The organism is Sphingomonas rustica (genome assembly GCF_039652585.1).
Classification (GTDB): Bacteria; Pseudomonadota; Alphaproteobacteria; order Sphingomonadales; family Sphingomonadaceae; genus Sphingomonas; species Sphingomonas rustica.
This window is the reverse complement of sequence record NZ_JBDIZK010000018.1, coordinates 1-26,546: the sequence shown is the minus strand read 5'-3', so window position 1 is coordinate 26,546 and position 26,546 is coordinate 1. Positions and strand designations below refer to the sequence as shown.

Annotated in this window: 25 protein-coding genes; 13 read left to right on the top strand and 12 right to left on the bottom strand. The window is 68.3% G+C overall.

Features of this window, described 5'->3' with window-relative positions; genetic code table 11:
* Positions 1–57: 57 nt before the first annotated feature.
* From TPR58_RS21880 to TPR58_RS21870, 3 genes are all read left to right on the top strand, one after another.
* On the top strand, positions 58–2,667 hold the full coding sequence (locus tag TPR58_RS21880) for an ATP-binding protein (protein ID WP_346248903.1): 2,610 nt from the start codon (positions 58–60) through the stop codon (positions 2,665–2,667).
* Positions 2,668–2,748: 81 nt separating this feature from the next.
* Positions 2,749–4,722, top strand: coding sequence for a TonB-dependent receptor plug domain-containing protein (locus TPR58_RS21875; protein ID WP_346248902.1), 1,974 nt, complete (start codon positions 2,749–2,751; stop codon positions 4,720–4,722).
* 37 nt (positions 4,723–4,759) lie between these two features.
* Positions 4,760–5,161 carry a MerR family transcriptional regulator gene (locus TPR58_RS21870; RefSeq protein ID WP_346248901.1) on the top strand — a complete coding sequence of 134 codons (402 nt, stop codon included), beginning with the start codon at positions 4,760–4,762 and terminating at the stop codon, positions 5,159–5,161.
* A gap of 90 nt (positions 5,162–5,251) precedes the next feature.
* Here TPR58_RS21870 and TPR58_RS21865 read toward each other — a convergent pair whose 3' ends face one another.
* Positions 5,252–8,140, bottom strand: a complete 2,889-nt coding sequence (locus tag TPR58_RS21865; RefSeq protein ID WP_346248900.1) for a TonB-dependent receptor plug domain-containing protein — start codon at positions 8,138–8,140, stop codon at positions 5,252–5,254.
* Between the two features lie 325 nt (positions 8,141–8,465).
* On the opposite strand from TPR58_RS21865, the gene TPR58_RS21860 reads away from it, so the two are divergent.
* On the top strand, positions 8,466–9,569 hold the full coding sequence (locus tag TPR58_RS21860; RefSeq protein WP_346248899.1) for a membrane dipeptidase: 1,104 nt from the start codon (positions 8,466–8,468) through the stop codon (positions 9,567–9,569).
* A 148-nt stretch (positions 9,570–9,717) separates the two neighbouring features.
* Here TPR58_RS21860 and TPR58_RS21855 read toward each other — a convergent pair whose 3' ends face one another.
* Entirely contained in the window at positions 9,718–10,110 is a 393-nt protein-coding gene (locus TPR58_RS21855) for a GFA family protein (RefSeq protein WP_346248898.1), read from the bottom strand.
* A 379-nt stretch (positions 10,111–10,489) separates the two neighbouring features.
* Between TPR58_RS21855 and TPR58_RS21850 the strand changes: the two genes are divergently transcribed.
* Entirely contained in the window at positions 10,490–10,792 is a 303-nt protein-coding gene (locus TPR58_RS21850) for a hypothetical protein (RefSeq protein WP_346248897.1), read from the top strand.
* 160 nt (positions 10,793–10,952) lie between these two features.
* On the opposite strand, the gene bdcA is transcribed toward TPR58_RS21850, so the two are convergent.
* Complete coding sequence (bdcA, locus tag TPR58_RS21845) at positions 10,953–11,666, bottom strand: SDR family oxidoreductase (protein WP_346248896.1); 714 nt, start codon at positions 11,664–11,666, stop codon at positions 10,953–10,955.
* 75 nt (positions 11,667–11,741) lie between these two features.
* On the opposite strand from bdcA, the gene TPR58_RS21840 reads away from it, so the two are divergent.
* The 4 genes from TPR58_RS21840 to TPR58_RS21825 all read left to right on the top strand — a co-directional run bounded on the left by TPR58_RS21840 (position 11,742) and on the right by TPR58_RS21825 (position 13,383).
* Positions 11,742–12,344: a TetR/AcrR family transcriptional regulator gene (locus TPR58_RS21840; protein ID WP_346248895.1), complete on the top strand. Its 603-nt coding sequence runs from the start codon at positions 11,742–11,744 to the stop codon at positions 12,342–12,344.
* Positions 12,345–12,444: 100 nt separating this feature from the next.
* A complete protein-coding gene (locus TPR58_RS21835; protein ID WP_346248894.1) occupies positions 12,445–12,684 on the top strand; it encodes a hypothetical protein in 240 nt (79 codons plus the stop codon).
* On the top strand, positions 12,677–13,159 hold the full coding sequence (locus TPR58_RS21830) for an eCIS core domain-containing protein (protein ID WP_346248893.1): 483 nt from the start codon (positions 12,677–12,679) through the stop codon (positions 13,157–13,159). The genes TPR58_RS21835 and TPR58_RS21830 overlap by 8 nt, the downstream gene beginning before the upstream one ends.
* Positions 13,160–13,167: 8 nt before the next feature.
* On the top strand, positions 13,168–13,383 hold the full coding sequence (locus TPR58_RS21825; protein WP_346248892.1) for a hypothetical protein: 216 nt from the start codon (positions 13,168–13,170) through the stop codon (positions 13,381–13,383).
* A gap of 37 nt (positions 13,384–13,420) precedes the next feature.
* On the opposite strand, the gene TPR58_RS21820 is transcribed toward TPR58_RS21825, so the two are convergent.
* The 5 genes from TPR58_RS21820 to TPR58_RS21800 all read right to left on the bottom strand — a co-directional run bounded on the left by TPR58_RS21820 (position 13,421) and on the right by TPR58_RS21800 (position 18,417).
* Entirely contained in the window at positions 13,421–13,915 is a 495-nt protein-coding gene (locus tag TPR58_RS21820; protein ID WP_346248891.1) for a hypothetical protein, read from the bottom strand.
* 136 nt (positions 13,916–14,051) lie between these two features.
* The gene (locus TPR58_RS21815; RefSeq protein WP_346248890.1) at positions 14,052–14,900 is read right to left on the bottom strand and encodes an alpha/beta fold hydrolase; all 849 of its coding nucleotides are present in this window, start codon (positions 14,898–14,900) and stop codon (positions 14,052–14,054) included.
* A 55-nt stretch (positions 14,901–14,955) separates the two neighbouring features.
* A complete protein-coding gene (locus TPR58_RS21810) occupies positions 14,956–17,073 on the bottom strand; it encodes a TonB-dependent receptor (RefSeq protein ID WP_346248889.1) in 2,118 nt (705 codons plus the stop codon).
* A 167-nt stretch (positions 17,074–17,240) separates the two neighbouring features.
* On the bottom strand, positions 17,241–17,741 hold the full coding sequence (locus TPR58_RS21805; protein ID WP_346248888.1) for a VOC family protein: 501 nt from the start codon (positions 17,739–17,741) through the stop codon (positions 17,241–17,243).
* Positions 17,734–18,417: a hypothetical protein gene (locus TPR58_RS21800; protein WP_346248887.1), complete on the bottom strand. Its 684-nt coding sequence runs from the start codon at positions 18,415–18,417 to the stop codon at positions 17,734–17,736. Before TPR58_RS21800 ends, TPR58_RS21805 begins: the two co-directional genes overlap by 8 nt.
* A 190-nt stretch (positions 18,418–18,607) precedes the next feature.
* Between TPR58_RS21800 and TPR58_RS21795 the strand changes: the two genes are divergently transcribed.
* Together TPR58_RS21795 and TPR58_RS21790 are read left to right on the top strand one after the other, a co-directional pair.
* Complete coding sequence (locus tag TPR58_RS21795; RefSeq protein ID WP_346248886.1) at positions 18,608–18,880, top strand: hypothetical protein; 273 nt, start codon at positions 18,608–18,610, stop codon at positions 18,878–18,880.
* Between the two features lie 166 nt (positions 18,881–19,046).
* Positions 19,047–19,781 (top strand): hypothetical protein, encoded by a 735-nt coding sequence (locus TPR58_RS21790; protein WP_346248885.1) that lies wholly within the window; start codon positions 19,047–19,049, stop codon positions 19,779–19,781.
* 181 nt (positions 19,782–19,962) lie between these two features.
* On the opposite strand, the gene TPR58_RS21785 is transcribed toward TPR58_RS21790, so the two are convergent.
* From TPR58_RS21785 to TPR58_RS21775, 3 genes are all read right to left on the bottom strand, one after another.
* The gene (locus TPR58_RS21785; RefSeq protein ID WP_346248884.1) at positions 19,963–20,160 is read right to left on the bottom strand and encodes a hypothetical protein; all 198 of its coding nucleotides are present in this window, start codon (positions 20,158–20,160) and stop codon (positions 19,963–19,965) included.
* A 93-nt stretch (positions 20,161–20,253) separates the two neighbouring features.
* Positions 20,254–22,002: a PAS domain-containing protein gene (locus tag TPR58_RS21780; RefSeq protein ID WP_346248883.1), complete on the bottom strand. Its 1,749-nt coding sequence runs from the start codon at positions 22,000–22,002 to the stop codon at positions 20,254–20,256.
* Positions 22,003–22,253: 251 nt separating this feature from the next.
* Positions 22,254–24,245 carry a hybrid sensor histidine kinase/response regulator gene (locus TPR58_RS21775; protein WP_346248882.1) on the bottom strand — a complete coding sequence of 664 codons (1,992 nt, stop codon included), beginning with the start codon at positions 24,243–24,245 and terminating at the stop codon, positions 22,254–22,256.
* Positions 24,246–24,399: 154 nt separating this feature from the next.
* On the opposite strand from TPR58_RS21775, the gene TPR58_RS21770 reads away from it, so the two are divergent.
* Entirely contained in the window at positions 24,400–25,110 is a 711-nt protein-coding gene (locus TPR58_RS21770) for an MOSC domain-containing protein (RefSeq protein ID WP_346248881.1), read from the top strand.
* Positions 25,111–25,283: 173 nt separating this feature from the next.
* Here TPR58_RS21770 and TPR58_RS21765 read toward each other — a convergent pair whose 3' ends face one another.
* On the bottom strand, positions 25,284–25,490 hold the full coding sequence (locus TPR58_RS21765) for a hypervirulence associated TUDOR domain-containing protein (RefSeq protein WP_346248880.1): 207 nt from the start codon (positions 25,488–25,490) through the stop codon (positions 25,284–25,286).
* A gap of 106 nt (positions 25,491–25,596) precedes the next feature.
* Between TPR58_RS21765 and TPR58_RS21760 the strand changes: the two genes are divergently transcribed.
* Positions 25,597–25,998 carry a nuclear transport factor 2 family protein gene (locus TPR58_RS21760; RefSeq protein ID WP_346248879.1) on the top strand — a complete coding sequence of 134 codons (402 nt, stop codon included), beginning with the start codon at positions 25,597–25,599 and terminating at the stop codon, positions 25,996–25,998.
* The last annotated feature ends 548 nt before the right edge of the window (positions 25,999–26,546 follow it).

The window sequence follows — 26,546 nt, the reverse complement described above, 5'->3', positions numbered from 1 at the left end:
CAGGCGCTGCCCGCATCGATAGGTCTGCCGCGCTGAGCGGCGCGCGTGAGGTGACGGATGAGCGAAGGCGCTGCCTTTCCCGGAGTCGGCCGGGAGCTGACCGAAACCGAAATGGGCCGTGAGATTGCTGCCGCCGACTGGAGCCGGTCGGCGATGGGGCCGCCCGCTCGCTGGCCGCGCTCGCTGGTCACTCTGGTATCGACCATGCTTGCCTGTCCGACGCCGATGTTCCTTGCCTGGGGCCCCGAACTCACCAGCTTCTACAACGACGCCTATCGGCCGGTGCTTGGCCAACGTGCCGAGGGAGCCCTGGGGCGACCGTTTCGCGAATTGTGGGGTGACATCTGGGAAGATATCGGCCCGCTGGTCGATGCGACCCTGGCCGGCCAGAGCACCAGCGTGACCGACATGAAGCTGGACCTGCACCGCCAGGGCAGGCCCGAGGAAAGCTGGTGGAGCTTTTCCTATTCGCCTGTGCGCGACGATGACGGCCGGATCGCCGGGCTGTTCTGCGTCACCGGTGAGACGACCGAGCGAATGCTGGCGCAGCGCGACCGGGAGGAGGCCGATGCGCGGCTTCAGCATGCGCTGTCCGTCGGCGAGGGGATCGGCACCTGGGAATGGGACGTCGCGAGCCGCACCGTCACCGCCGACGCCCGCTATGCCCAGCTGCACGGCATGGACCCCGCGGATGCCGCTGCGGGCGCGCCGGCAAGCGCCTTTTTCGATCGCGTCCATCCCGAGGATCAGCCGCGCGTGCGCGCAGCGCTTCAGCGTGCGGTGACCGATGGCGGCCTGTTCCGAGAGGAATATCGGCTGGTCGGCGACGGCGGATCGGTCCGATGGCTCCAGTCGCTCGGCCGCTGCATGGCGGGCACGATCGGCGACTGCGCCCGCTTTCCCGGGGTCAGCTACGACATCACCGAGCGTATGCAGGCGGCAAAGGCGATGGAGGCGGCCAAGGACGAGCGCGACTTCGTCGCCGCGCTGACCGCACGTCAACGCGACCTGGCCTCCCCCGATGCGATGCTCCGGCTGGCGGTCGAGGCGCTGGGCGTGCGCTTCGGTGCCGATCGCTGCGGCTATTATCGCGCGCTGCCCGGAGGACGGATCCGCATCGGTCCGGTATGGAGCTCGAGCCGGATGGCGCCGCTGTCTGGCGAGCATGAGGTCGCCTTCTGTGGCGAGCGCATTGCCGAGGCGTGGGAAAGCGGCGTGGCCTTCAGCTATAGCGATGCCGAACATGATCCGCTCGGCGGCCTGGACGAGATTGCGGCGATGGGCGTCCGGTCGGGGCTGTCGGTGCCGATCCTGCGCGCCGGACGCTTCCATTCGGCCTTCTTCCTCCATTCCGGCCAGGTTCGCGAGTGGAGCGAGGACGATATCGCGCTGGTGCGCGAGGTCGGCGAGCTGACCCTGTTGGCGGTCGAGCGCGGCGAGGCGATGATCGGGCTGCAGAGCCGTGTCGCGCAACAGGAAAACGAGTTGCATCATCAGACCGCGGGGCGTGAGCGGGCCGAGAGCCAGGTGCGCCAGCTGCAGAAGATGGAGGCGGTCGGCCAGCTGACCGGCGGCATCGCCCATGACTTCAACAACATGCTCGCGATCGTGATCGGCGGGCTCGACCTTATGGAGCGCAAGCTCCAGCGCGGCGACACCGACGTCTCGCGCTATCTGGTCTCGGCGATGGACGGCGCCACCCGCGCCGCCGCGCTGACCCAGCGGCTGCTCGCCTTTTCGCGCCAGTCGCCGCTCGACCCCGAACCGATCGACCTGGGCGCACTGATCGCCGGGCTGACCGAGATGCTGGAGCGCACGCTGGGCGAGCGGGTGCGGCTGAAGACCAGCCTGGGCGGCGGCCTGTGGCAGGTTCATGCCGACAGCAACCAGCTGGAAAGCGTGATCGTCAACCTGGCCGTCAACGCCCGCGACGCGATGCCCGACGGCGGCAGGCTGACCGTCGAGGGCGGCAACGCCCATCTCGACGAGGCCTATGCCCGGGCGGAGGACGTGCCCGAGGGACAATATGTCCTGCTGGCGATCACCGACACCGGCATCGGCATGTCGCCCGACGTGGTGGCCAAGGCGTTCGATCCCTTCTTCACGACCAAGACGGTGGGCAAGGGGACCGGCCTCGGGCTCAGCCAGGTGTTCGGCTTCGTCCGCCAGTCGGGCGGCCATGTGAAGATCCTGTCCGAACCGGGCCGGGGAACGACGGTGAAGATCTTCCTGCCGCGCTATCTGGGCGATGCGCCCGTGATCACGCGCCAGCGCGCGTCCGGCCAGGTCCTGGACGGCGATCCCAGCGAGGTGATCCTGCTGGTCGAGGACGAGGCGCGGCTGCGCGAGTTCGCGGTCGAGGCGCTGCGCGACCTGGGCTATACCGTGGTGCACGCCGCCGATGGCGAGGAAGCGGTTGCGATGATCGAGGCGGGACAGGGCGCGACGATGTTGCTGACCGACGTGGTGATGCCCGGCATGAACGGCCGCCAGCTGGCCGACATCGCGCTGACGAAGATCCCCGGCCTCAAGCTGCTGTTCATCACCGGCTATACCCGCGACGCGGTCGTCAACGACGGGGTGCTCGATCCGGGCACCAACTTCCTGTCCAAACCCTTCGGCATCGACCTGCTCGCGGCGAAGGTACGCGAGGTGCTGGACGACTGATCGGGCGAAAGTCGTGGCTTGACCCTGTAGTTGCTACAGGGGCTAGGGCCCGGACATTGCCGGCGCGATCGGCGGTCCTTCGTGAAAGTCCAGGCCGTGCCGCCTCGCTCCCTTCGCTCCGCACTTTTGTCCGGCGCCTGCATCGCCGCCGCCCTCCCGCTGGCCTCGCAGGCGCAGGAGGCGGAGTCAGGCAAGGAGCAGGGAGAGGAGATCGTCGTCGAGGCGACGCGTTCTGGCCGCCGGGTGCAGGACGAGCCGATCCGCGTCGAGGTCATCGGGCGCGAGGAGATCGAGGAAAAGCTGCTGATGACGCCCGGCAACATCGCGATGCTGGTCAGCGAGACGCCGGGAGTCCGCGTCCAGGTGACCTCGCCCGCGCTTGGGGCATCCAACATCCGGATGCAGGGGCTGAAAGGCCGCTACACCCGCATCCTGGCCGACGGACTGCCGCTCTATGGGGGGCAGGCGCCGTCGATCGGCCTCCTCCAGATCCCGCCGACCGACCTGGGCCAGGTCGAGGTGATCAAGGGCGCGGCCTCCGCGCTCTATGGCCCGTCGGCGCTGGGCGGGGTCATCAACCTGGTGTCGCGCCGTCCGGGGGATGCGCCCGAGGGCGAGCTGCTGGTCAACGCCACCAGCCGCGACGGCCAGGACGTCACCGGCTATGCCGCCGCGCCGCTGGGCGGCGGGTTCGGCGCCTCGCTGACCGGCGGCTATGACCGCCAGACCCGCCAGGATCTCGACGGCGACGGCTGGGCCGACATGCCCGGCTATTCGCGCTGGAGCGCCCGGCCGCGGCTGTTCTGGCAGGGCGCCGGGGACGCTCGCGCGCTGCTGACCTTCGGGGCGATGGGGGAGACGCGCACCGGGGGGACCCTGCCCGGCAGCAGCGCACCCGATGGCCGGCCCTTCGTCCAGGCGCTGCGCAGCGAACGCTACGACCTCGGGCTGACCACGCGCGCGCCGATCGCCGGCATCGGCACGCTGCACCTGCGCGCCTCGGGCGTCGCCCAGTCGCACCGTCATCGGTTCGGCGATACGGTCGAGCCCGATCGCCACCGCACCGGTTTCGTCGAGGCGGCGCTGGGTGGCGATGCTGGCAGCACCAGCTGGCTGGTCGGCGCGGCCTACCAGGCCGACGGCTATCGCAATCGCGCCTTTCCCGCCTTCGACTTCGATCAGGGCGCGCCGGCGCTGTTCGTGCAGGGCGAAAGCCGCGTCGCCGAGGCGCTGACGTTGGCGGCAAGCGCGCGTTGGGACGCGCATAGCGACCAGGGATCGCGGATCAGCCCGCGCCTGTCCGCGCTCTATCGGCCCGGCCCTTGGACGATCCGCGCCTCGTTCGGTCGCGGGTTCCACGCGCCGACGGTGCTGGTCGAGGAGGTCGAGGCCAATGGTCTATCGCGGGTCCGGCCGGGGGGCACGCTGGCGGCCGAGGTTGCCGACACCGGGTCGATCGACCTGGGCTATGCCCGCGGCCCGATCGAGGCGACGGTCAGCCTGTTCGCCTCCAGCATCGACCATGCGGTCCAGCTGCGCACGGTCGATGCTGATAGGGTGACGCTGGTCAACGCCAGCGGCGCCACTCGAACCCGCGGCGCCGAACTGCTCCTGCGCTATCGCTGGCAGGACTTCACCCTGACCGGCAGCTATGTCCATATCGACACGACCGAGCCCGATCCCGACGCGCCCGGCCGCCGCCGCGTGCCGCTGACCCCGCGCGATGCCGCCGGGCTGGTCGGCATGTGGGAACGCCATGGCCGCGGCCGGATCGGCGTCGAGGCTTATTATACCGGGCCGCAGGCGCTGGACGGCAACCCTTATCGCAGCCGCGGCCGACCCTATGTCGAGCTGGGGCTCATGGGGGAGCTGGTGCTGGGCAAGGTCGGCCTGTTCGTGAACGCCGAAAATCTGCTCGACGTGCGCCAGACGCGGTGGGATCCATTGCTGTTGCCGCAGCGCGCGCCGGTGGGATCCTGGACGGTCGATGCCTGGGCGCCCAGCGACGGGCGGGTGATCAATGGCGGCGTCCGGCTGCGCTTCGGCGGGGATTGAGGCGGCTGCGGCAGGGACCGGCGATCGGGGAGCAGGCATGGCATTGACGATTGGCACTCTAGCCAGGGCGACCGCGACCAGCGTAGAGACGATCCGCTATTATGAGCGCATCGGCCTGCTGCCCGCCCCGCCGCGCACCCGCGCCAATTATCGCGCCTATGGCCAGGCGCAGCTCGGCCGCCTGTCCTTCATTCGCCGTGCCCGCGACCTGGGCTTCTCGCTCGACCAGGTCCGCACGCTGCTGAGCCTGTCGGACGATGCCGACCGCGACTGCGCCGCGATCGACCGCATCGCGACCGCGCATCTCGAGGCGGTCGAGCGCAAGCTGGCCGACCTGACGGCGCTGCGCCGCGAGCTGAAGGCGGTGATCGAGTCCTGCGGCGGCGGCACCGTCGGCGACTGCCGCATCATCGAGGCATTAGGCCCCGGCTCGGACTGACCCGCCATCGACTTGGCGCCCGGGCAAAGAAAATCCCCCGGGAACGGCTGGCGTTCCCGGGGGAGATTTCTTGCTCAGGATCCGGAAGGATCAGAAGCGGAAGTCGACGCCTGCATAGAGCATGCGGCCGTACAGATCATAGGTCGTCGCCGAAGTCTGGGTGCCCGGGAAGGTCACCAGGTTCGTGTCGCCGAAGATCGGGGGCTTCTTGTCGAACATGTTGTCCACGCCGAGGTAGAAGGCGTACTTGCGGCTCGATTCCGGCTCGAAGCGGATCTGCGCATCATGGTACCAGAAGGCACCGGTGCGGATCGGGTTCAGCGAGGTCAGATCGTCCACCACCGACGACAGGTAGTTGACGCGCCAGTTGAGCGACACGCCGTCGAAGCGTGCCGTCGCCGAAGCGTTGACCTTGTCGCGGAAACCGGTGCCGAGACGGCCGCAGCCATAGCAGTCCAGCTGGCCCAGCTCATCCTGGACCGGACCGCCGACATACGAGGTCTGCTGCTGCTTCAGCAGATGCGTCCAGCGCAGGTCGAAATCGATCCGCGCATTCTCGCCGATCGCACGACCATAGCGCACCTGGGTGTCGATGCCCGACACCTCGAACGCACCGGTATTCAGGTTCGGCGCATTGACGCTGACCAGATACCCGTCCGAACCGCGGACGATGCTGTTGCAGAAGATCGCTTCGCCACCGCCGTTGATGCACTCGTCCAGCGACGTCTGCTGGCCGATGATGCCGATCGCGTTCTCGACCTTGATGTTGTAGTAATCGACCGTCAGGCTCAGGCCGGGCACGAAGCTCGGCTGGAACACGCCGCCCAGGGTCAGCGTCTTCGCGGTTTCCTCACGCAGGTTCGGATTGCCGCTCAGGAAGCCGTTGACGTTCTGGATCTGCGCCGTCGAATAGACGAAGCCGCCATTCGCCACCGCTGCTGCGATCGCCGGATTGGCGAGGCAGGCTGCGGGGAGGGTGGGCAGGCCGGTCGACGGCGCGTCATCGCCATCACCGCGGCCCTGGTCGCACGGGTCGATCACCGCCGGGAAGGTCTCGTTCTGGGCCGAGTACAGTTCCGAGATGTTCGGCGCGCGGGTTGCCTCGGCATACATGCCGCGGAAGCGCAGGTCGCGGATCGGAGCCCATTCGGCACCGGCGTTCCAGCTCCACACGCCACCGACCGTCGAATAGTCGGCATAGCGTGCGGCGCCGCGAAGCGTCAGTGCATAGAAGAACGGACGGTTCGAGATCAGCGGTGCTTCGACTTCGACGAAGCCTTCCTTGACGTTGTACGAACCGCGGGTGTCGGTGAGCTTGTTGCCCAGCGTCAGGCCCAGGTTGGTCGCCTCGTCAAAGTCCTCGGTGCTGCTCTCGTGGCGATACTCGCCGCCGACCGCGAAGCTCAGCGGTCCGCCCGGCAGTTCGAACAGGCTGCCCTGCAACGAGCCAGACACCACGTCCTGCTTCACCCGTGCCTCGTAGCGGGTCTTGGTGCCGCCACGCGTCACATAGTCCGCGGCTGCTGCCGAGACGGTGTTGAAGCCGAAGATGTTGATCGGCACGCAGTTGGCGTCGTTGTTGTTCGGGTTCGCATCGACGTTGATCGAGCAGACCGGACCATTGGGGCCGGCAACCGCGTTCAGCGCGTTGGCATATTCCGGACCGAACACCGTGCCCGACTGGGTGATGTCGCGCGTCTCGCCGTGCGTGTAGTAGACGTCGTACTTCAGGTTCGAGCCCAGATCGCCGCGAATGCCGGCGACGGCGCGCCAGGTTTCACGATCGTTCTGGTTGCTGCGATCGAAGATGTCGTTCGAACGGCGGCGGAACGCGAGGTTGGTGACACCGTCGGCGATCATCTCGTTGCGGATCGCGGTCGGGATGAACGGGTTGGTGATCGGAATGCCGGCGAACGGGCTGCCATCGGCATAGAGCAGGTCGGTGTTGGCGACCGCCTGGGGCTCCAGGCCGCTGCGCGACTTGGACTTGGCATATTGGAACTCGCCATAGACGGTCGCGGCGGGCGAGATCTCGAACTTGCCCATTGCCGAGCCGAGATAACGCTCGACCGGCAGCGCCAGATAGCGGTCGGCGTTGCGGTTGTAGCCGTCGATGTTCGCGCTCTGATAGGGCTTCAGATTGTTGAACGCGTCATAGGTGAAGGTGTTGCCGTCGGCGGCCGAGAACTGGCCGTTCGTGCTGAACAGGCCCTGGGCGCTGAACGAGCTGCGGTTCGGATTGTCGACTGCCGAGAAGCTGCGGTTGCGCGAGCGCAGGCCTTCGTCACGGTCATAGCTGCCCGACACCACGATATGGCCGCGGTCGTCGGCGAAGCTGGTGCCCGCGACTGCCGAGATCAGCTGGCGTGCGGCGTCGCCCTTGTCGGTCAGGTTCGCCTGGCCGTGGACGCGCAGGCCCTGGAACTCGTCGTCGAGGATGAAGTTGACCACGCCCGCGATCGCTTCCGACCCGTACAGCGCCGATGCGCCGCCGGTCACGACCTCGACCTGCTTGATCAGGTCGGTCGGGATGTTGTTCAGGTCGACGATCGACGTGCCGGGGATGCCCGCGACGAAACGGCGGCCGTTGACGAGCACCAGCGTGCGCGACGAGCCGAGGTTGCGCAGGTTGACCGTTGCCTGGCCGTTGCCGGTGGTCGAGAAGTTGCTGGAGGTGCGGCTGATGTTCTGGCCCACTGCGGGCAGCTCGGCCAGCACGTCCTGGATGTTCGCGGCGCCGGTGCGCTGGATTTCCTCGGTGCTGACGACGGCGACCGGAACCGGGGAGGTCAGGTCGGTGCGCGCGATGCGCGAGCCGGTCACGACGATGACGCCGCCGTCTTCGGCCTGCGCGTCTTCTGCCTGGGTCGTTGCGACATCCTGGGCATGGGCGACGCCGCCCAGCGAAAGTGCCAGCGCGAGCGCGACCGGCGACGCAGCGCGTCCCCATGCGCCGCGGGTTTGTCCCTGATACTTCATTGTTACTCCACTCATTACAGACCCCTGCACGGGATCATGGTTACGCGTTGCCCGGCAAACATGTCCGTGACGTTTCCGTGACGGCCGCCCCCCAAGCGCACTGACGGCCAGAGATCAACCTTTGCAGCGCGCATCGCGGTCAAGAGCGTTGTTCGCACGCGCACCATAGGTGTGGCCAAGCCTCTGAACTCCGACGAAACCACCCAGATCCGCGCATTTCTGCGGATGTCTGCAGCTTTGTCGTTATTCCGGCGGGGGGTTGCAGTTATGCAACACTTCGCACAGACGGCATGGCCGGGCGGGGGCGCGACGAAAGGATACCGCGATGTTCACACGGCGATCGGCGATGCTGTCGATGGCGGCGGCCGCTTCGGTCGGGACGGCCCGGGCGGGCGAACCCGGCGCGGCCGGCAAGCCGCTGTTCTTCGACTCGCTCAGCTTCCTGCCCGACGACCTGGCCGATATCCGCCGCGCCGGGCTGGGCGCGATGATCGCCGACATCTCCGAGATCATCGAGGTGCGCGATGCCGACAATGTGCCGCGCTATCACCGCAACTTCGCCGCCAACGATCCGGCGATCGACAAGGCGGTCGCCCGCCTGGCCAACTCGCCCTATGCCCATGTCGCGCTGAAGGGCAGCGACATCGGCAAGCGCCCGGGCTGCGCGGTGTTCCTCCAGTTCCAGTCGACCGAGATGATCGGGGACGACCTGTCGCGCATCGCCCATTTTCACGCCAAGGGGCTGCGCGTCCTTCAGTTCACCCATCACAACAACACCGGCTTTGCCGGCGGTGCGCTGGAGGTGAAGCAGTCCGGCCTGACCCCGCTGGGGATCGAGGGGCTGGCCGAGATGAACCGGCTGCGCATCCTGCCCGACGTGTCGCACGGATCGGACGCGACGATGCTCGAGGCGGCGAAGCGCTCCACCACCCCGATCGCGCTCAGCCACGGCGCGGTGCGCGCGATCGTGAACCATCCGCGCTGCGCCCCCGACGAGGTGATCCGCGCCATCGCCGGACGCGGCGGGGTGATGGGCATCTTCATGATGAGCTTCTGGCTGACCCGAAACGCGGTGCCGACGGTGGCCGACTATATCGCCAATATCCGCCACGTCGTGAAGGTCGGCGGGATCGACGCGGTCGGCGTCGCCAACGACTTCCCGATGGCCGGCCAGACCAATCTGGTGAAGCTGAACAACGACAATGCGAAGGGCGTCCAGGAATATCTGGAGTGGTGGCGCGCGATGCGGGGGCTTGGCATTGCCGGGTTCGAATGGACGCCCGAGCATGTCGTCATCCCCGAACTCAACCGGATCGACCGGATGCAGCGCATCCACGACGCGCTGAAGGCATCGGGCTTCCGCGCGCGCGAGGTCGACAAGATCATGGGCGGCAACTGGCGCCGGCTGATGACCGACGTCCTGGGATAGGCGTTTCGGGATGCGCCTGTTGGCGCATTGCGGTACCGGCCCGCTCCCCCACCCGACCACCCATATGATACTGCCGTTGGGTGGTCGGGTGGGGGAGCGGGCCGGTGCCGTCCTAAAATCGCTCTTTCGCGATTTTCAAACCAGTCTCTCAGCCGTCGCTGCGCCCGCTGGTCTCGCGATCGCGCTCGTAATGATGGGTCAGCGCAAAGGGCGGCAGCCAGGCCTCGCGGCGGATCGTCCAGTTCTCATAGGTCGGCACGAACCGGTCGGGCGCATCGAGCGTGCCCAGATGCACCTCGATCTCGTCGCCATAGCGCGCGAACAGCGATGACCCGCACTCGGCACAGAAATGCCGCGCCCGATAGGCACGCGTCTCGCCGATGACGGTGACCGCCTCCTCGGCAAAGATCGCCGCGGCATAGAAGAGCGCGCCATGATGCTTGCGGCAGTCGAGGCAGTGGCAGATGCCCACGCGATAGGGCTCCCCCGTCGCCACGATCCGCACCGCCCCGCACAGGCATCCGCCGGTCACCTGGTCCATCGCATCTCCTCCCTGACGGCGCACCGAACGTCCTGCCGCTGCGTCGGCTTCGACGCGTTTCCGCCCCCTCAAACAAGGACAGCATAGGCATTGAACTTGTCGGCGAGTTCATCACATCTGCAAAGAGGTATGTAAATGTAACGAGCGACCAGAATGCTGAACTTCAATGGCTGGTTCGCGAAATTTCACAGACTTTGCACGTATCCATGTCAGAGATATACAGACATCCCACGTTATCCTACAAAGAGCCAACGGAAGCAAAGACAGCGCGATGGTAATGTTTCTATTCGCCGCAGCACTGGTGTCGGGGCAATGCACGACGGCCAGCGAGTATGTGCCACCACTTTGTCCCACTCGGCTTCCCCGTATACAGCGCATCATGATCGAGCATAACGGTATCAAGGCCTATGAGGAGGCACCGTATAAACTCGACTGCTCGAAATTTCAGTTGACCCAGGAACAGGTCCGCCAGTTCTTGCGCAAAGCGAGGCAGACGGATCCGCAAGCAGCCGACGCAACGCTGAACCGGTCGCCCTGTCGGGCAAGCGGCCGTGTCCTTTTCGTCGATGGCCGCGTTGGGACGTGGGAGATTGAGCAGCTTCGGGTCGGTACCCTGTCCCTACCAGACGGCTCCGAGATGATGCTGTTCTGCCGGCATTGCAGGGGGCCGTTCATCGACTGAGCGATCCATGCTCGCTGGCACCGCAAGGAAAATCTGCGCCTGAAATCGCCTTCTATTGCGCATCCGACCGATCATCACTGCAGGCTGCTATAGCTACGCATCGCGGTCCGCCTCCCCCGGAGCCGCAGGCTCCTGGGGAGGAGAGGGGCGTTACCGATCCCTACGCCCCGAACGCCCCGTCGATCGTGTGCATCGCCCCGGTCACGAATCCCGCCTCGGGCCCGGCCAGCCATGCCACCATGCCCGCCACTTCCTCTGCGCGGCCGTGGCGCTTGATCGCCATGAAGCTGTGCATCAACTCGCGCATCGGGCCGTCGGCGGGGTTGGCGTCTGTGTCGATCGGGCCGGGCTGGACCACGTTGATCGTGATGCCGCGCGGGCCGAAGTCGCGCGCCAGTCCGCGCGCCAGCCCCTGCAGCGCCGACTTGCTGAGCGCATAGGACGCCATGCCCGGCACCGGCATCCGGTCGCCATTGACCGATCCCATCACGATGATCCGCCCGCCCTCGGGCATCTGCCGCGCCGCCTCGACCGATGCGTGATAGGGGGTATGGACGTTGATCCGCAGCAGCCGGTCGATCGCGTCGGGATCCTGGTCCAGCGCATCGCCGAAGATCGCGATGCCCGAGTTGACCACCAGCACGTCGATCGGCCCGGTCTCGCGCACCCGCGCGATCACCGCGTCACGGTCGGCGCTGTCGGTCACCACCGCGGTGCTGCCCGTCTCCGCAGCCAGCGCCTGCGCCGCATCGTGCGATCCGGCATAGGTGAAGGTCACCCGCGCGCCATCGGCGGCGAAGCGCCGGACGATCGCCGCGCCGATCCCCCGGCTGCCGCCGAGAACGAGAATGGTCTTTCCGTGAAACGCGCCCATCGGGAGCTCCTTGAGATTTAATGTAGGGACCGCTACATAAAACTGGCCACCCCGGGTTCAAGGAGTTTTGTAATCATGACTACAAATAATCCACGCCCGCGCGGCCGGCCGCGGCGGTTCGACCCGGACGGGGCCGTGGCGACCGCCCAGGCGCTGTTCCACGCCCGCGGCTATGACGCGGTCAGCGTCGCCGATGTGACCAACGCGCTGGGGATCAACTCGCCCAGCTTCTATGCCGCGTTCGGCAGCAAGGCTGGGCTGTATTCGCGCGTGCTCGATCGCTGGAGCGAAACCGGCGCGATCCCGCTCGGCGACATCCTGCGCCCCGATCGCCCGGTGGCAGAGGCGCTGGCCGAGCTGCTGGAACAAGCCGCGCGCCATTATGCTGCCGACCCCGCGATCGATCCGGCGGCGGCCGGCTGTATGGTGCTGGAGGGCACGCGCTGTGCCGATCCCGACGCCCGCGACACCGCCCTCGGCTTCAGCCGCGCGGCGGAGGCGGTGATCCGCACCTGTATCGCCGCGCGCCATCCCGACGAGGCTGATCGGCTGACCGATTTCGTCACCACCACCATGACCGGCCTGTCCGCGCGAGCCCGCAGCGGCCACGGCCTCGATCAGCTCCTGGCCACCGCGCGCCTGGCCGGGATGGCGATCGGGCAGGCGCTGCCGGGGTGACGGACGAGTGGTGCCCAAGGCGCGCACGCACAGCCAAGACTGAACCATTTTCCGCACCTGGCGATTGACTCGCCCCCGCCGGTACGGAACCCTGCGCGACATGAAGGGTGGCGCGAGCGCGACGACATATCTGGGCACCGCACTGGCGGCCGCGCTCTACTGGCTTGGCGCGGCGTGGCTGTGCTTCAGCATTGCCGGCGCGGACCCGATCGATGCGGTGACTGCGTCGGTCTCGGCGTCGCAGCGCGTCGCCGTCGCCGGCGTGCTGCTGCTGTTCGTGATCGGCTTCGCGCTGATCGGGCGGGCGTGGCACCAGCGGCGAAGGGGCATCGATGGCTGAGGCGATCCTGCGCGCGCTGACCCCGGGCGAACTGCGCGAGGCGCGGTGGATGTACGGCGCCAGCGTCGACTTCGCGAGCGTGCGCATCCACCGCGGCAAATATGCCTTCTGGCAGCCCAACGACACGGCGATGGCTCCCGACGGACATGTCTATTTCCCGCCGCCGCTCTACCACGCCGATTTCTCGGCCGGCCCGAACCTCATGTGGCTGCTGATCCACGAACTCGCCCATGTCTGGCAGATCCAGCGCGGCGTCTGGCTGAAGTTCCGCCGCGTCTTCATCGAGGGCGGGGTGTATGACTATGGCGCGATCGATCCGGCGCGTGACCTGACCCGCTACAAGGTGGAGCAGCAGGCCTCGATCATCGCCGACTGGTATCGCCTGCGCCACGGGCTGGCGCCGCATCACGGCAGCGGCCAGGCTGCGGATTACGAGACGATGATCCGCCGGGCGATCCCGGCCGCGGGACGATGAGAAGCCTGATGCCATGGCTCGCCAAGGGGGTGCTCAGCGCCGCCTATTGGCTGTTCGTGCTGTATCTGGCGACGGGCCTGTTCGCGGGCGACCGATTGGGGCCGGACGGCAGGATCGGCCCGTCGGTGCCGCCGCTGCCGCCCTGGCTGTTCGCGGTCGCGGCGATCGCGCTCTACGCGCTGCTGTCGTGGTTGTGGGACCGCATCGTCCTGGGCCGCCGCTGACGGCGGGCCCCCGGGGAGCCCGCCGCCCGGTCTCCGGTCAGTCGCGGCAATAGCCTTCGCCGTCCTTGACCTTCAGGCAGTCCTTCTTGCCGGCCAGCCATTTCAGCCCGGTCGCATCGCCGGTCGAGGTGCGCAGCACCTGGTTGCCGTCGGGCCGCTGGAACGCGATGCCGTCGCCGGTCGAGCTGCCGTCGAACGTCCCCTTGTCGTCCAGCGTATATTGCATCTCGAGCTTGTAGTCGCCGGGCGTCGCCGCCTTCGTGATCGTCAGATAGGTGCCCTCGACCCCGCGCCAGCGGCCGACCCAGCCGTCATGATCGGCCGCGGCGGCGATGACGTTGCCGGCGCCCTCGACGCCGTTGCCGACCGCTTCAGTGGCATCGCGCGCGGTGTTGCCGACATCCTCGGCCCCGTCACGGATTGCGGCGCCCGCCGCATCGGCGGCGTTGCCGACCTCGTTCGCGGTGCGGTCCGCGGTGTTGCAGCCCGCCAGCGCCAGGGCGATCGGGGCGACGATAAAGAATGCTCGCATGGATCCTCTCCGAAAGGCGGGCGGTCCGCAGAATCGCGGCACCCGGCCATGCCGGTGGTTAAGTCGCGAGCGCGCCGAAGGTTGCGTGAGGCGTTGCGCCGGTAACGCGATGCCGCCATGCCGGTCGACTGTGCCGCTAGCCGAGAAACGCAGCCAGCCGTGCCGCGATCGCCGCGACGCTCGCGCTCGCGCGGAACAGTTCCGCATCCGCATCGGGGCGCAGCGCGCACGCCTTCGGCAGGTCGCCATGCGTCGGATCGCCGGCCGAGCAGACCAGCAGCATGGCGTGCCGGCTGGCCGCCAGCGCCTGGGCCATGTCGTAGGAGAATGCCGCGCGATAGGCGCAGTGATAGGTCGTCAGCGCCTTGAGCAGGTCGACGACGAACGGGTGCAGCGCCTCGGGCGACGGGACGCCATTGCCGGTCCGATGCGCCGCGTCCCGATCGAAATAGGGATAGAACAGGACCATGTCGCGACAGAATTGATAGGCCCAGGCGAACTGGCCGCCATGATCGTCGGGGCGCTTCGGCGGTGCGTAACGGGCCAGCATCCGCGTCCGGTCGGCCGCGTCCAGCAGCATCACCCCGTCGAGGATCAGCTTGCCGACCCGGTCGGGATGGCTCCGCGCCAGCTCGACGCCGATCATCGCGCCGGTGTGGCTGCCGTAAAAATCGACCTTCGCGATGCCCAGCGCGTCGAGGATCCGCACCGCGCAGTCGGCATAATAGGCGATGTCGCCCTCCGCCGTGGCGGGCGGATCGGAATCGCCATTGCCCAGCATGTCGGGCGCGATCACCCGGCGCGTGCGCGCCAGTTCGCCCGCCAGCCGCGCCAGCCCCAGCGACGATCCGGGTCCGGCATGCGCCATGTATAGCGGCAGTCCCGGCGCCGCCGGATCGCCGGCATGGCGGTAATGGACCAGCCCCTCCGCCAGGCGGAGAAAGGCGCGGTCGATGTCGGGCGGCGGCGCCGACGGGGCGGACATCGGCACCTCCGTCATCCGACACCGTCCCGACCGGCCGCGCCTGCCACGCTGCGTCTCAGAACTTGTAGCGCAGCGTGGCGAGCACGGTGCGCGGCTCGATCGAGAAGCGCGGCTGCACGACCGCAAACCCGAAACCGGTCTGCCAGCCTTCGCGGTTGAGCAGGTTCTTGCCGTTCACCTGCAGCTTCCACCGGCCATATTCATAGCCGACATAGCCCGCCAGGAAGTCCTGCGATTCCACGAACCCGATCTGCGCATTCTCGGGCGTGGAGAAATAGGCGTCGCGCTTGTTATAGTCGGCGCCGAAGATCAGCGTGCCCGGTCCCGCCGGCACGTCGCCGTCGAAGCCGACGCTGAACTGATATTTGGGCAGGCTGGGCGGATCGTTGCTGGCCAGCGTGCCGCCGGCGTTGCTCGCATCATAGCTGCCGTCGTTCAGCGACCCGTTGCCCCAGATCGTCAGCCACGATGCGGCACGCACCGACAGCTCGGCCTCGATGCCCTTGATCGTCATGTCGTAATTCTCGACCAGGAACGCGCCGCCGTCGGTGTTGATCGGTTGCTGGCGGTCCTTGATCCGGTTGTAGAAGGCGGCAAGGTTGATGCGCGCCCGGCCGCCGAGCAGGTCGGACTTCAGGCCCAGCTCATAGGCTTGCGTGACCTGCGGCCTGAACGGCAATGCCAGCTGCGCGGCGCTGCCCGCCAGGCCGTTATACCCGCCCGACTTGAAGCCCTCGCTGTACGAGGCATAGGCGAGCACATCGTCGGTCAGCTTGTAGTTCACGCCCAGCTTGGGGGTGAAGCGTTCATAGCTGTTCCGGAGATTGACCGGTGTGCCGTCGACGCTCGCATTCAGGCGCTTGTCGTCGATCGTGTACCTGCCGCCCGCAACCAGCGAGAGCCTGTCGGAGAGGTTCAGGGTCAGCTGGCCGAACCCGGCGAAGCTGTCGGTCCGGATGGCGTAGACGGTGTTCGACGGCACGAAGAAGATCGCCGAGTCGATGTCCTGGCGTCCGGTCTCGTGGAAATAATACAGGCCGACCAGATATTGCAGCAGGTCGGACGAGTCCCCGCCCGAGACCTGGAGTTCCTGGCTGAACTGGCGCTGGGTGCCGACCAGGGTGCGGTCGAACAATGCCAGCGGCGTCGTGCCCGGCAGGCCGAGCGCCGATGGCGGAACCCCGCCCGAGAAATCCTGACGCCAGCTGTCGTCCAGCTCGGAATAGGCGGTGATCGAGGTGATGCGGCCATTGGGCATGTCCGCGGACAGGCGCAGCGTGCCGCCGAACTGCTCGACCTTGGTGAAGGAGGGGACCGGCGACTGTACCCGGCGATAGGATCCGGTCACCGGCACGATCCGCCCGGCGGCGTCGATCGTGGTGGCCACGGCATATTGACCGTCGGTGCTGGCATCCATGTAGAAGCCGGTCAGGCGGCCCTCGACGACATCGCCGGCATAGGCCAGATCGACCTGGGCACCGGCGAAATCCTCCTCGCCCACCTTCTTGTCGAGCGTCGTGTTATACTGCCGGCCGCCGTCGCGTGCCCGGATCATCGCGTTGACCGATCCGCGCCACTTGCCGTCCGCGCTCAGCGGCGTGCTGGCATAGCCGCGCAGCCGCCGCTCGTTCCAGCTGCCGAACCCCGCCTCGATCGTCCCGGTGGGCTGGGCGGCGGGACCCTTGGTGATGAAGTTGACCGCGCCCGCCGAGGAATTGCGGCCGTACAGCACGCCCTGCGGCCCGCGCAGCACCTCGATCCGGGCGAGCTCCATGAAATCGAGCAGCGAGGCAGACAGCCGCGCGCGATAGACGTCGTCGACATAGATCGCGACCTCGGATTCCGCGGTGACGAACGCGCCGTCGGTGATCCCGCCGCCGCGAATGAAGGGCTTCAGCCCGGCGGTGCCGCCGGTCACGCCGTCGAACTTGACGTTCGGCGCCAGGCGATTGAGGTCCTGCGCCCCGGTGACGGCAAGCCGTTCGATCGTCTCGCCCGAAATCGCGCTGACCGCGACCGGCACATCCTGCAGCCGCTGGTCCGATCGCTGCGCGGTGACGACGATCTCCTCCAGTCCCTCGCCCTGCGCCGGATCCTCCTGGGCATGGGCGGCGACCGGGAACAGGCCGAAGGCGAGAATGGCGGTAGCTCCGCCGTAAAGCGTGTTGCGCATGCTGACTCCCCGAGGTTCCACGCGGCGTCACGTTGCGCGCCGCCGCAGAGGGATCTTCGCCCCTCGCTGTCATGGTGCGCGCGGATCGGGGGCGGCGTCAGTGCGATCCTGTGCAGCTATCCGCCAGCCGATCAGGCCCGCCCGCCGGCCGGCCGCGCGCTGCCGCGTCAGGACCCTTCGCGCCCGGTCCGCTCCTGCTCGGCCGGATCGGTTTCGACCAGGTTCAGCAGCACGCCGTCGCAATCGCGCAGGCACACCTCGAGCTGGGCGCGATGCGCCATGCGAAACAGTTCGGGTTCGGGCGACCAGGTCGCGCCGGCGTCGCGCAGCGCGCTCAGCGTCGCGCGGATGTCGCGGACATAGAAGACCAGCGCCACCTCGCCGATCTGCGCCGGCCCCTGTCGCATCGGCGGCGCAACCGGGGCGAGCGCGGGATCGATGCCGAACAGCCCGATCATGCCGAAATTGGGCCCGCCGGACTTGACGATGCGGATGGCCAGCGGGCCATGGTCGGCAAAGCCCAGGATGGTCGATGCCGAGGGATCGGTCAGCACGCCCTCCCAATAGACCTGGTCGAAGCCCAGCGCCGCATAGAAGCGCGCCGCGCGCTCGAGGTCGCGCACGAAGATCGTCGCGCGGATCAGCGACGAGACCTGCTTTCTATCCATCGATTTCCACCAGTTCATACCATTCGTCGATCAGGGGCCAGCGCATCCGCAGGAACACGCAATCCTGTTCGCGCACCCACAGGTCGGCCGGCGGCCAGTCGGCCCGCCAGCGCAGCGCATAGTGGCGCGCGGAGAACGCGCCGGCGGCGACGGTGACCGGCTCGCGGCCCAGATAGGCGACGTCGATCGTCATCGCCTGCTGGCCCAGCGCCTCGTCGCCATTGGGCGAGATCGAGTTCGTCACCGCGGCGATCGGCACGAACCGGCCGATCGCGGAGGTGCCGCGCGCCTCGACGATCAGCGCGTCGCCCTGAAGCGGATGCAGGCCGAGATAGGGCAGCTGCGCCTCGGTCGGGATGCGGTGTTCCGGCACGGCCTTGCCGCCGATCCGCGCATTCACGCGCACCGCATGCGCACCCACCTCGAACCACTGTGCCGCCACCACCGCGCCGAACCGCGTGATCCGGCAAAAGCCGTCGATCGGCCGCCAGTCGGCGTCCAGTGCCAGCGTCACGTCGCGGATCAGGCGAAGCGCGTCCATCTCGCACAGCGCGCGCAGCACATGGCCATGGGTATGGGTGATCAGCTCGAACCGCTCGCGCCCGATCTCGCGGCCATCGGCGGCGCGATAGGCGATCCTTCCCGCCTTGGTGGTCACGGACGGCGTGGGGGCCAACGGGGCTCTCCGATGATCGTTCGCGGTCACGCTACGCCGACGCCGCGCGCCCGCGAGCCCGATGCGCGCGGATCACCATCTGGCGACCAGATCGGGTCCCGGTGCCGCCGGCCGGACGCGGAGGGAACCGCGCCACCGCGGACGCGTCTGGTCCCTCCAGCCAGTACCGCTGGCGTCAAGGAGGCGAGCAATGACCGACGGAAAACAGCCGATGCAGGCCGACGGCGCGGGCACCGAGCCGAACGAGACCGACGAGAATGGCGAACTTGCCTCGCGTCGCGGCAAGGACCAGCCGGGCGAATCCGGCGGCGGCGCCTATCCCAATCCGCACACCGGCAAGGAAGCGGCAGGCGAGGGCGGCAACTTTCATGGCGGCCAGAGCGAGCAGGCCTATCACGGCACCGGCCAGCTGGGCGAGCAGAAGACCGACGACCAGCCCAACTCCCCCTCGCGTGAGCGGTAGGGTATCAAGAGACTGATTCAAAACATAAAAATCCTCTCCCGGAGGGAGAGGGGGACCGCGAAGCGGTGGAGAGGGAATTTCCACGCTCGCATGGGGTCATTTGGGAACGGGCGATCGTCGGCCAGAGCTCGGACGTCAGCATCGTAGACGGCGGACCGGCCTCGGCGTGGCCGACGGCGGAGCCGTCCGGCAGGAATGCGCCTGCCGTCCGAACCGCCAAACTCGGGTGGAAACAGTCTGGCCGCTGACCGGCGCGGATGGCAAAACAGCCTTGTCTGGAGTTGCGATGATCCTTCCTCCCTATGACGGCGATGCCGCGCGCGCGCTGCTGAAGGAAAAGCCTGGCGCGCCGTTCTCGGCGTTCGACACGGGGACCCGTGCCCATCGACGGTCGGACCGGGGCCAGGAGGCGGAGGCTGCCTTGCTCTTCTGTCTGGCGGCCGAACGGGCGGATGCCGAGCATCGCGCGGATCCGTCCAGACCGAATCAGGCCATGAACAGCCTGGTGCGGGCCGGCATCGCGTTCAACCGCGCCGGGAACGTCGCGGTCGCCGAAACCCTGCTGCGACAGGCCATCGCCTTCGACTGGGTTGGCCAGGGACTGCCCAACGACGCGCACATGATCGAATGGGCGTTTCACCAGCTGCTCGGCAATGCCCGCAACGAGCCCGATCGCTTCGCTGCCCTGTTCGATGAAGCCGTGTCGCACTGTGCCGGGCGGGGCAGGGACTATACGATGATCCACCCCCATCAGGAGGACCTGCTGGAGATCGCCCTGGCAATGGGGCATCGCCCGATCGTCGAGCGTCTGGCCGGCAAGATCGCGGAACGACGCCCGGGCAAGAAGCCGACCCGGGAATTGCTGGCGCGCGCCAGGACCTTCCTCGCCGACCAGGGCTGACCGCCGGCGCGTCGCCGACTCCGGGCGGCTCGGCTGCCACGATCCAGTGCCCGGACAGTGCCAGTCCATAAGCGATGAACGCGCGTCGGTTGGCCTCGGTCGGGCTGGCACGGCGGCTCACTGGTTGGAAGCGATCCTCCGGAAACGCTCCCGTCGCCAACCCGTCACAGGGAAACGGTGCTCATACCTCGCGCCGCGGCGGGTGGACCGGCATCGGCGGCACCTCGCCAGCGTCCGGTTCGCGCGGTTCCATCGCCGCGCGGAACTCATAGTCGCGTGCGATCGCCATATGGATGCGGCAACTCGCGGCATCGCGGGCGGCATAGGCCGCCTTGCGTTCCGCATCGGCGCGCATGCGATAGTAATCGCGGTCGTTCATGCCCCGGGCCCCTGTCGAGGCTGATGCTAGGATGGTGCCGAACCGCCCGCTTTCACATAGATCAGGCGCGCCGAAATCCGTGCGCGACCGGCCCTATTCCTCCGCCGCGCCGAACTCCGAGACGTTGCGTCGTTCGGTACCGGCACGGCGATTGCTCAGCGCCTGCGCGATCCGATCGAGCAGTTCGGCCTTGCGATAGGGCTTGCCCAGCACGTCGCGGCCCAGGCGCAGCGGGCCCTCGGCCACCAGTTCCTCATTATAGCCGGTGGTCATCAGCACCGGCAGGTCGGGGTCGATCGCCGCCACCGCCTCGGCCAGGCGGATACCGTTCATGCTGCCGGGCATCACCAGGTCGGTGAACAGCAGGTCGACCGGATCGCTTTCGCGCAGCCGCTCGAACGCCTTGAGGCCCAGGTCGCCGCTCTCCGCCGTGGTCACGCGGTATCCGGCATCGACCAGATTATCGTGCGCCAGGGTCAGCACGTCGGGGCTGTCCTCGACCACCAGGATATGCGCGCCGGTCACCGGGCGGTTTTCCTCCGCCACGGCGGCGGGGGCGGGGGCGTGGATCCCGGCCGCGCGCTCGTCGGCGGTGGCGATCGGGAACAGCATCCGCACCGTCGTGCCCTTGCCGACAATGCTGTCGATCTCCAGCCGGCCGCGCGACTGCTGGACGAAGCCGCTGGCCATGGCGAGGCCAAGGCCGGTGCCCTTGCCGGTCGCCTTGGTCGTGAAGAAGGGCTCGACCGCGCGTTCGGCGACATGGGGCGCCATGCCCTCGCCCTCGTCGGTCAGCTCGATCGTGACATAGTCGCCGGGGGGCAGCTGGCGCGCCGCGGCATCGCCGTTCAGGTGCAGCTTGCCGGTGGCGATGGTCAGCAGTCCGCCGGCCGGCATCGCGTCGCGCGCGTTCAGCGCGATGTTCAGGATCGCCATTTCCAGCTGCTCGACATCGACCACCGCCGGCGGCAGGCCGCGGCGCAGGCTGAGGTGCAGTTCGACCGCCCGGCCCAGCGAGCTTTCCAGCATGTCGACGAAATTGGTGATGCACGATCCGACATCGACCGGCACCGGCGCCAGCCGCGTCTTGCGCGCAAAGGCCAGCAGCTGGCCGGTCAGCTTCGCGCCGCGCTCGGCCGCGCCGCGCGCGCGGGTCAGATAGGCGCGCTGGCGCTCGTCCTCGGCCCGCGCCGACAACAGTTCCAGATTGCCGTTGATCACCTGGAGCAGATTGTTGAAGTCGTGCGCCAGCCCGGCGGTCAGCTGGCCGATCGCCTCCATCTTCTGCGCCTGCTGGAACGCCTGCTCGCTCTCGCGCCGGCGGGTCACGTCCAGCTGGCTGGCGAAGAAATAGAGGAGGTTACCGGTCGTGTCATAGACCGGGCCGATGAACACCGCGTTCCAGAACGGGGTCCCGTCGCGCTTGTAGTTCAGGATCTCCAGCGCGATCGATTCATGCCGTGCGATCGCCTCGCGCAGCTCGGTCACCTGCTCGCGATCGGTCTGCGGCCCCTGCAGGAAGCGGCAGTTGCGGCCCAGGATCTCGCCTTCCTCATAGCCGGTCAGGTCGAGGAACGCCTTGTTGCCGAACACGATCGGATTGTCGTCGATATTGGGATCGGTCAGGATCATCGGCATCCGCGTCATCTCGATCGCGGCGAAGAACACGTCGCTGCGATCGTCCAGGCCGGGCCTGGTGATGACGCTCTCGCGCCAGTGGCGCCGCGCGCGGCCGGCGGTCGGCTCGCCCTCGCGCTCGGTCAGCGTGTCGCCGGCGGGAATTCCCGAGCTCTGGCCACCGCCCTCGATCTCTCGCTGTTCGTCCGTGTCGTCCTGCTGCACGCTGCGGCCATCCCGTCGTTTCCAGGTCCGGAGCGAAGGTCACCCGCCGGTCCGACTGGAGATAATGCACGTCACCCCCGGCGGGTTTCGACAAACTGGATCAACTCTGCGCGGGGATCGGCAGGCCGATTAGCCGATGCCGCTTTCCTTTGCCAGCGCCGGCCGCTCGCCCCACCGGACCGGGTGGTCGGGCGGAGGAGCGGGCCGGGGCCGGACGAGACTCGCGCTCTCACGAGTCCTCGAACGGGCGCTCAGCGCAGCGCCTGGTCCTCGATCATCTCGCGGATGCGCGTCGCCAGCACCTCGATCGCGAACGGCTTGGTGATCATCTCCATGCCCGGATCCAGGAAGCCGCTGGCGACCGCGGCATTCTCGGCATAGCCGGTCATGAACAACACCCGCAGCTCGGGCCGGTGCTCGCGCGCGGCATCGGCCAGCTGGCGGCCGTTCAGCCCGGGCAGGCCGACATCGGTGACCAGCAGGTCGATATGCACGTCGCTGTTCAACAGCTTCAGCCCCGACGGGCCGTCGACCGCCTCGATCGCGCGATAGCCCAGTTCCTTCAGCACATCGACGACCAGGTCGCGCACCGCGGTCTCGTCCTCGACCACCATCACGACCTCGCCGTCGCCGGCGCGGTGGGCGTCGGACAGCACCGCGTCGATCGTGTCGCCCGGGTCGTCCGTGCCGTGGAAGCGCGGCAGGTACAGCTTCACCGTCGTGCCCTGGCCCGGCTCGGAATAGAGCTTGGCATAGCCTTCGGACTGGCGGGCAAAGCCATAGATCATGCTGAGGCCCAGCCCGGTGCCCTGGCCGATCGGCTTGGTGGTGAAGAACGGCTCGAACACGCGCGCCATCACCTCCGCGCTCATGCCGATGCCGGTGTCGGTGACGCAGATGCAGACATATTGGCCCGGGCGCACGCCGCTGATCTGCGCGGCATAGGCGCTGTCGAGATGGGCATTGCCGGTCTCGATCGTCAGCACCCCGCCATCGGGCATCGCGTCGCGCGCGTTGATCGCCAGGTTCAGGATCGCGCTTTCCAGCTGGTTGGGATCGCACAGCGTGCGCCACAGGCCGCCGGCGGTGACGATCTCCAGCCGGATCGCCGCGCCGATCGTGCGGCGCAGCAGCTCCTCGGTCCCGGTGACCAGCTTGTTGGCATCGACCGGGCGCGGATCCAGCGGCTGGCGGCGCGAAAAGGCGAGCAGCCGGTGGGTCAGCGCCGCGGCGCGATTGGCCGAGGTCATCGCGGCGGCGGCATAGCGTTCGATCCGGTCGATCTCGCCGCGCCGTATCCGTCGCTGGATCATGTCCAGCGACCCGATCACCCCGGTCAGCAGATTGTTGAAGTCGTGCGCGATGCCGCCGGTCAGCTGGCCGATCGACTCCATCTTCTGCGCCTGGCGCAGCTGTTCCTCGGTTTCGTGCAGCGCCGCCGCCTGCGCCTTTTCGGCGGTGACGTCGCGACCGGTGGCATAGGTGATGTCGCCCGCGGGCGCCGCCACCCACGAGATCCACCGGACCGATCCGTCCTTGTGGCGATAGCGGTTTTCGATCCGCGGGCTGCCGCCCGCCGCGGCGCGCGCGCATGCCGCCAGAGTCGGCGCATGATCCTCGGGCAGGACGAAGTCGTTGACATGATGCCCGACCAGCGCGTCCGCGTCATAGCCGAGCAGCCGGGTCCAGGCCGGATTGACCCGGCGCAGCACCCCGTCGAACCCCATCGTCGCCATCAGGTCGGGCGAGGTGTCCCACATCCGGTCGCGCTCGGCGGTCCGCTGCGCCACCTCGACCTCCAGCCGCTCGTTCAGCTCGCGCACCGCTTCCTCGGCCTCGCGCCGGTCCTGGATGTCGATCACCGATCCGACATAGCCCAGATAGTCGCCGTCGGGCCCGAACCGCGGCGAGGCGGCGTCGATCGCCCAGTGATAGGATCCGTCGACCATGCGCAGCCGACATTCGACGCGGAACGGCGCGCGCCGCGCATTCGCGTCCAGAAAGGCGCGCTCGGTCGCCGCCCTGTCGTCGGGATGCGTCGCGTCGAGCCAGCCGGACCCCTCGGCCTGGGCCGGGGTCTGGCCGGTGAACTCGTACCAGCGGCGATTGAGATACAGGCAATGGCCCTGCGGGTCGGTGACCCACATCATCACCGGCGCATGATCCGCCATGTCGCGGAAATCCGCATCGTCAGGCGCATGCCGCGTCACCGCGTGCGTTCCGCCGCTCTCTCGCACCTGCACCTATTGTCCTTCAGATCAGCGTCGTCATCCGGGCCAACGCGCGAGCGGACCCAGGGTGCCGACCGTTTCGGATAAAGCCTCGCAATTGCACCATTTCACGCCCTGCGCGCTTTCCCGAGTTGCCCGACCGGCCGATCCGCCGCACCATGCGCCGATGGACCCGACCCGCGCCCTGCCGCCGATCCCGCTCGTCGCGCTGATGACCGGGCGCGTCGCCCCGCTGGGAGCGGGCGGGGTGACCAGCGGCATCGCCAAGCGTCCGGTGGCCGCCGCCGTGATGCTGCACGACCATGGGCTGGACGGCGACGAACAGGGCGACCTGCGCCATCATGGCGGACCGGAAAAGGCGCTGCACCATTATCCGCTCGACCATTATGCCGGCTGGGCCGCCGGGATCGGCGCACGGCCGCTGCTGGACGCGCCCGGCGCGTTCGGCGAGAATCTGTCGACGCTGGGCCTGGCCGAGCGCGACGTGGCGGTGGGCGACGTGTTCCGGCTGGGGCAGGCGGTGATCGAGGTCAGCCAGGGGCGCCAGCCCTGCTGGAAGCTCAACCGCCGGTTCGGCGTCCCCGACATGTCGCGCCGGGTGCAGGACAGCGGCCGGACCGGCTGGTATTACCGCGTGATCGAGGGCGGCCGGATCGCGCCCGATGCGGTGCTGACCCGGATCGACCGGCGCGCGCCCGACTGGACGATCGAGCGCCTGTCGCGCGCACTCTATGGCGCCGCACCCGACCGCGGCGAATGGGCGGCGATGGCCGCGCTCGAGGTGCTGACCCCGAACTGGCGCGCGCTGGCGCTCAGGCGGCTCGAGACCGGGCGGATCGAGGACTGGGACCGGCGGCTGTACGAAAAGGCCGCCTGATCCGGTTCGCTGCGCTCAGGGGGTGTTTGCGAATGCGCCTGTCGGCGCATCGCGGTGCCGGCGCGCTCCCCCACCCGACCCACCCATAGAATACTGAAGTTGGGTGGCCGGGTGGGGGAGCGGGCCGGTGCCGCCCCGAAAATCGCTCGTTCGCGATTTTTCAAACCGTCTTCTCAGCCCTTCTTCAGCGCGCCGGGCTTGTGCGCCGCGCGCTTGCCCTCGTCCGTCTCGACGATGAATTCGGGATTGTCCCTGGACGCGGCGACCTTGTGGCCCTTGATCGTGGTCGGCGACGTGACCTTCTTCACCACCTCGCCATGCGCGGTGCCGCCGTGACTCTTCCAGCTGACCTTGTCGCCCTTCTTGAGCTGCTGCGCCATCATTCGCTCCTGTTGCGGTTTGCCCGCCTCAACGCCGCTCGGCGCCCGCCGGTTGCGCGCCCCGGCGGGGGATGAAGCCGCCGCCGATTTCTGGCACAGCCGGCCGATGACCGCGCCCGCCGACACCGCAACCGACCTCGCCATCCGCCTGCGCCGCGCCGCCTTCAACCGCGCCCTTGCCGAGCGCGACCTGTCCGCGATTCAGCCGATCCTCGCCCCGGACGCCGTCCTGGTCGCCGGCACCGACAGCGCGCTGCTGTCCGGCCGCAAGGCACAGCTGCTGGCCTGGAAACGCGAATTCGCCGCACCCGACCCCACCACCTACACCCGCACCCCCGACCGCATCGAACCGAGCCCCGCCGGCCCGATGGCGATGGAGCACGGCCACTGGCAGGGCGTCACCGCCGCCTCGGGCACGATGCTGGCCCATGGCAGCTACGCCGCCAAATGGCGCAAGGTGGGCGCCGACTGGGTGATCGAGGCGGAGATCTACCTGACGCTGGGGTGAGGGCAGGGAGAACGCCTCCACCCCCGTCATGCCGGCCGAAGCGCCGGCATCCACCGGTCGGCACCTCCCGGAGCCGAGGTCGTTCCGGACATCCGCGTCGCACCGCCCCAGGCCACGTCCCGCGCCGCCGCCGGTCCGGGATGGAGGACGGGTGGGCCCCGGCACTCCGGCCGGGGCGACGGGTGGGGGGGGGGGCGCCACCGTCGCCCCGCCTTCCCCGTCATGCCGGCCGAAGTGCCGGCATCCACCGGCAGGCACCTCCCGGAGCCGAGGTCGTCCGAACATCTGCGTCGCACCGCCCCAGGCCACGTCCCGCGCCGCCGCGAGTCCGGGATGGAGGACGGGTGGGTCCCCGGCACTCCGGCCGGGGCGACGGGTGGAGGGGGTCGCCACCGTCGCCCCGCCTTCCCCGTCATGCCGGCCGAAGTGCCCACAACTGTCCGGGATTTTGTTTCTGTGAGGAGGTGCACGGCAGACAAGTCCTGAGGATTCTGCCAAAATCATGTTGTCGAGACATGATATTTGGAGGTCTGCCGTGCCGTTTGCGA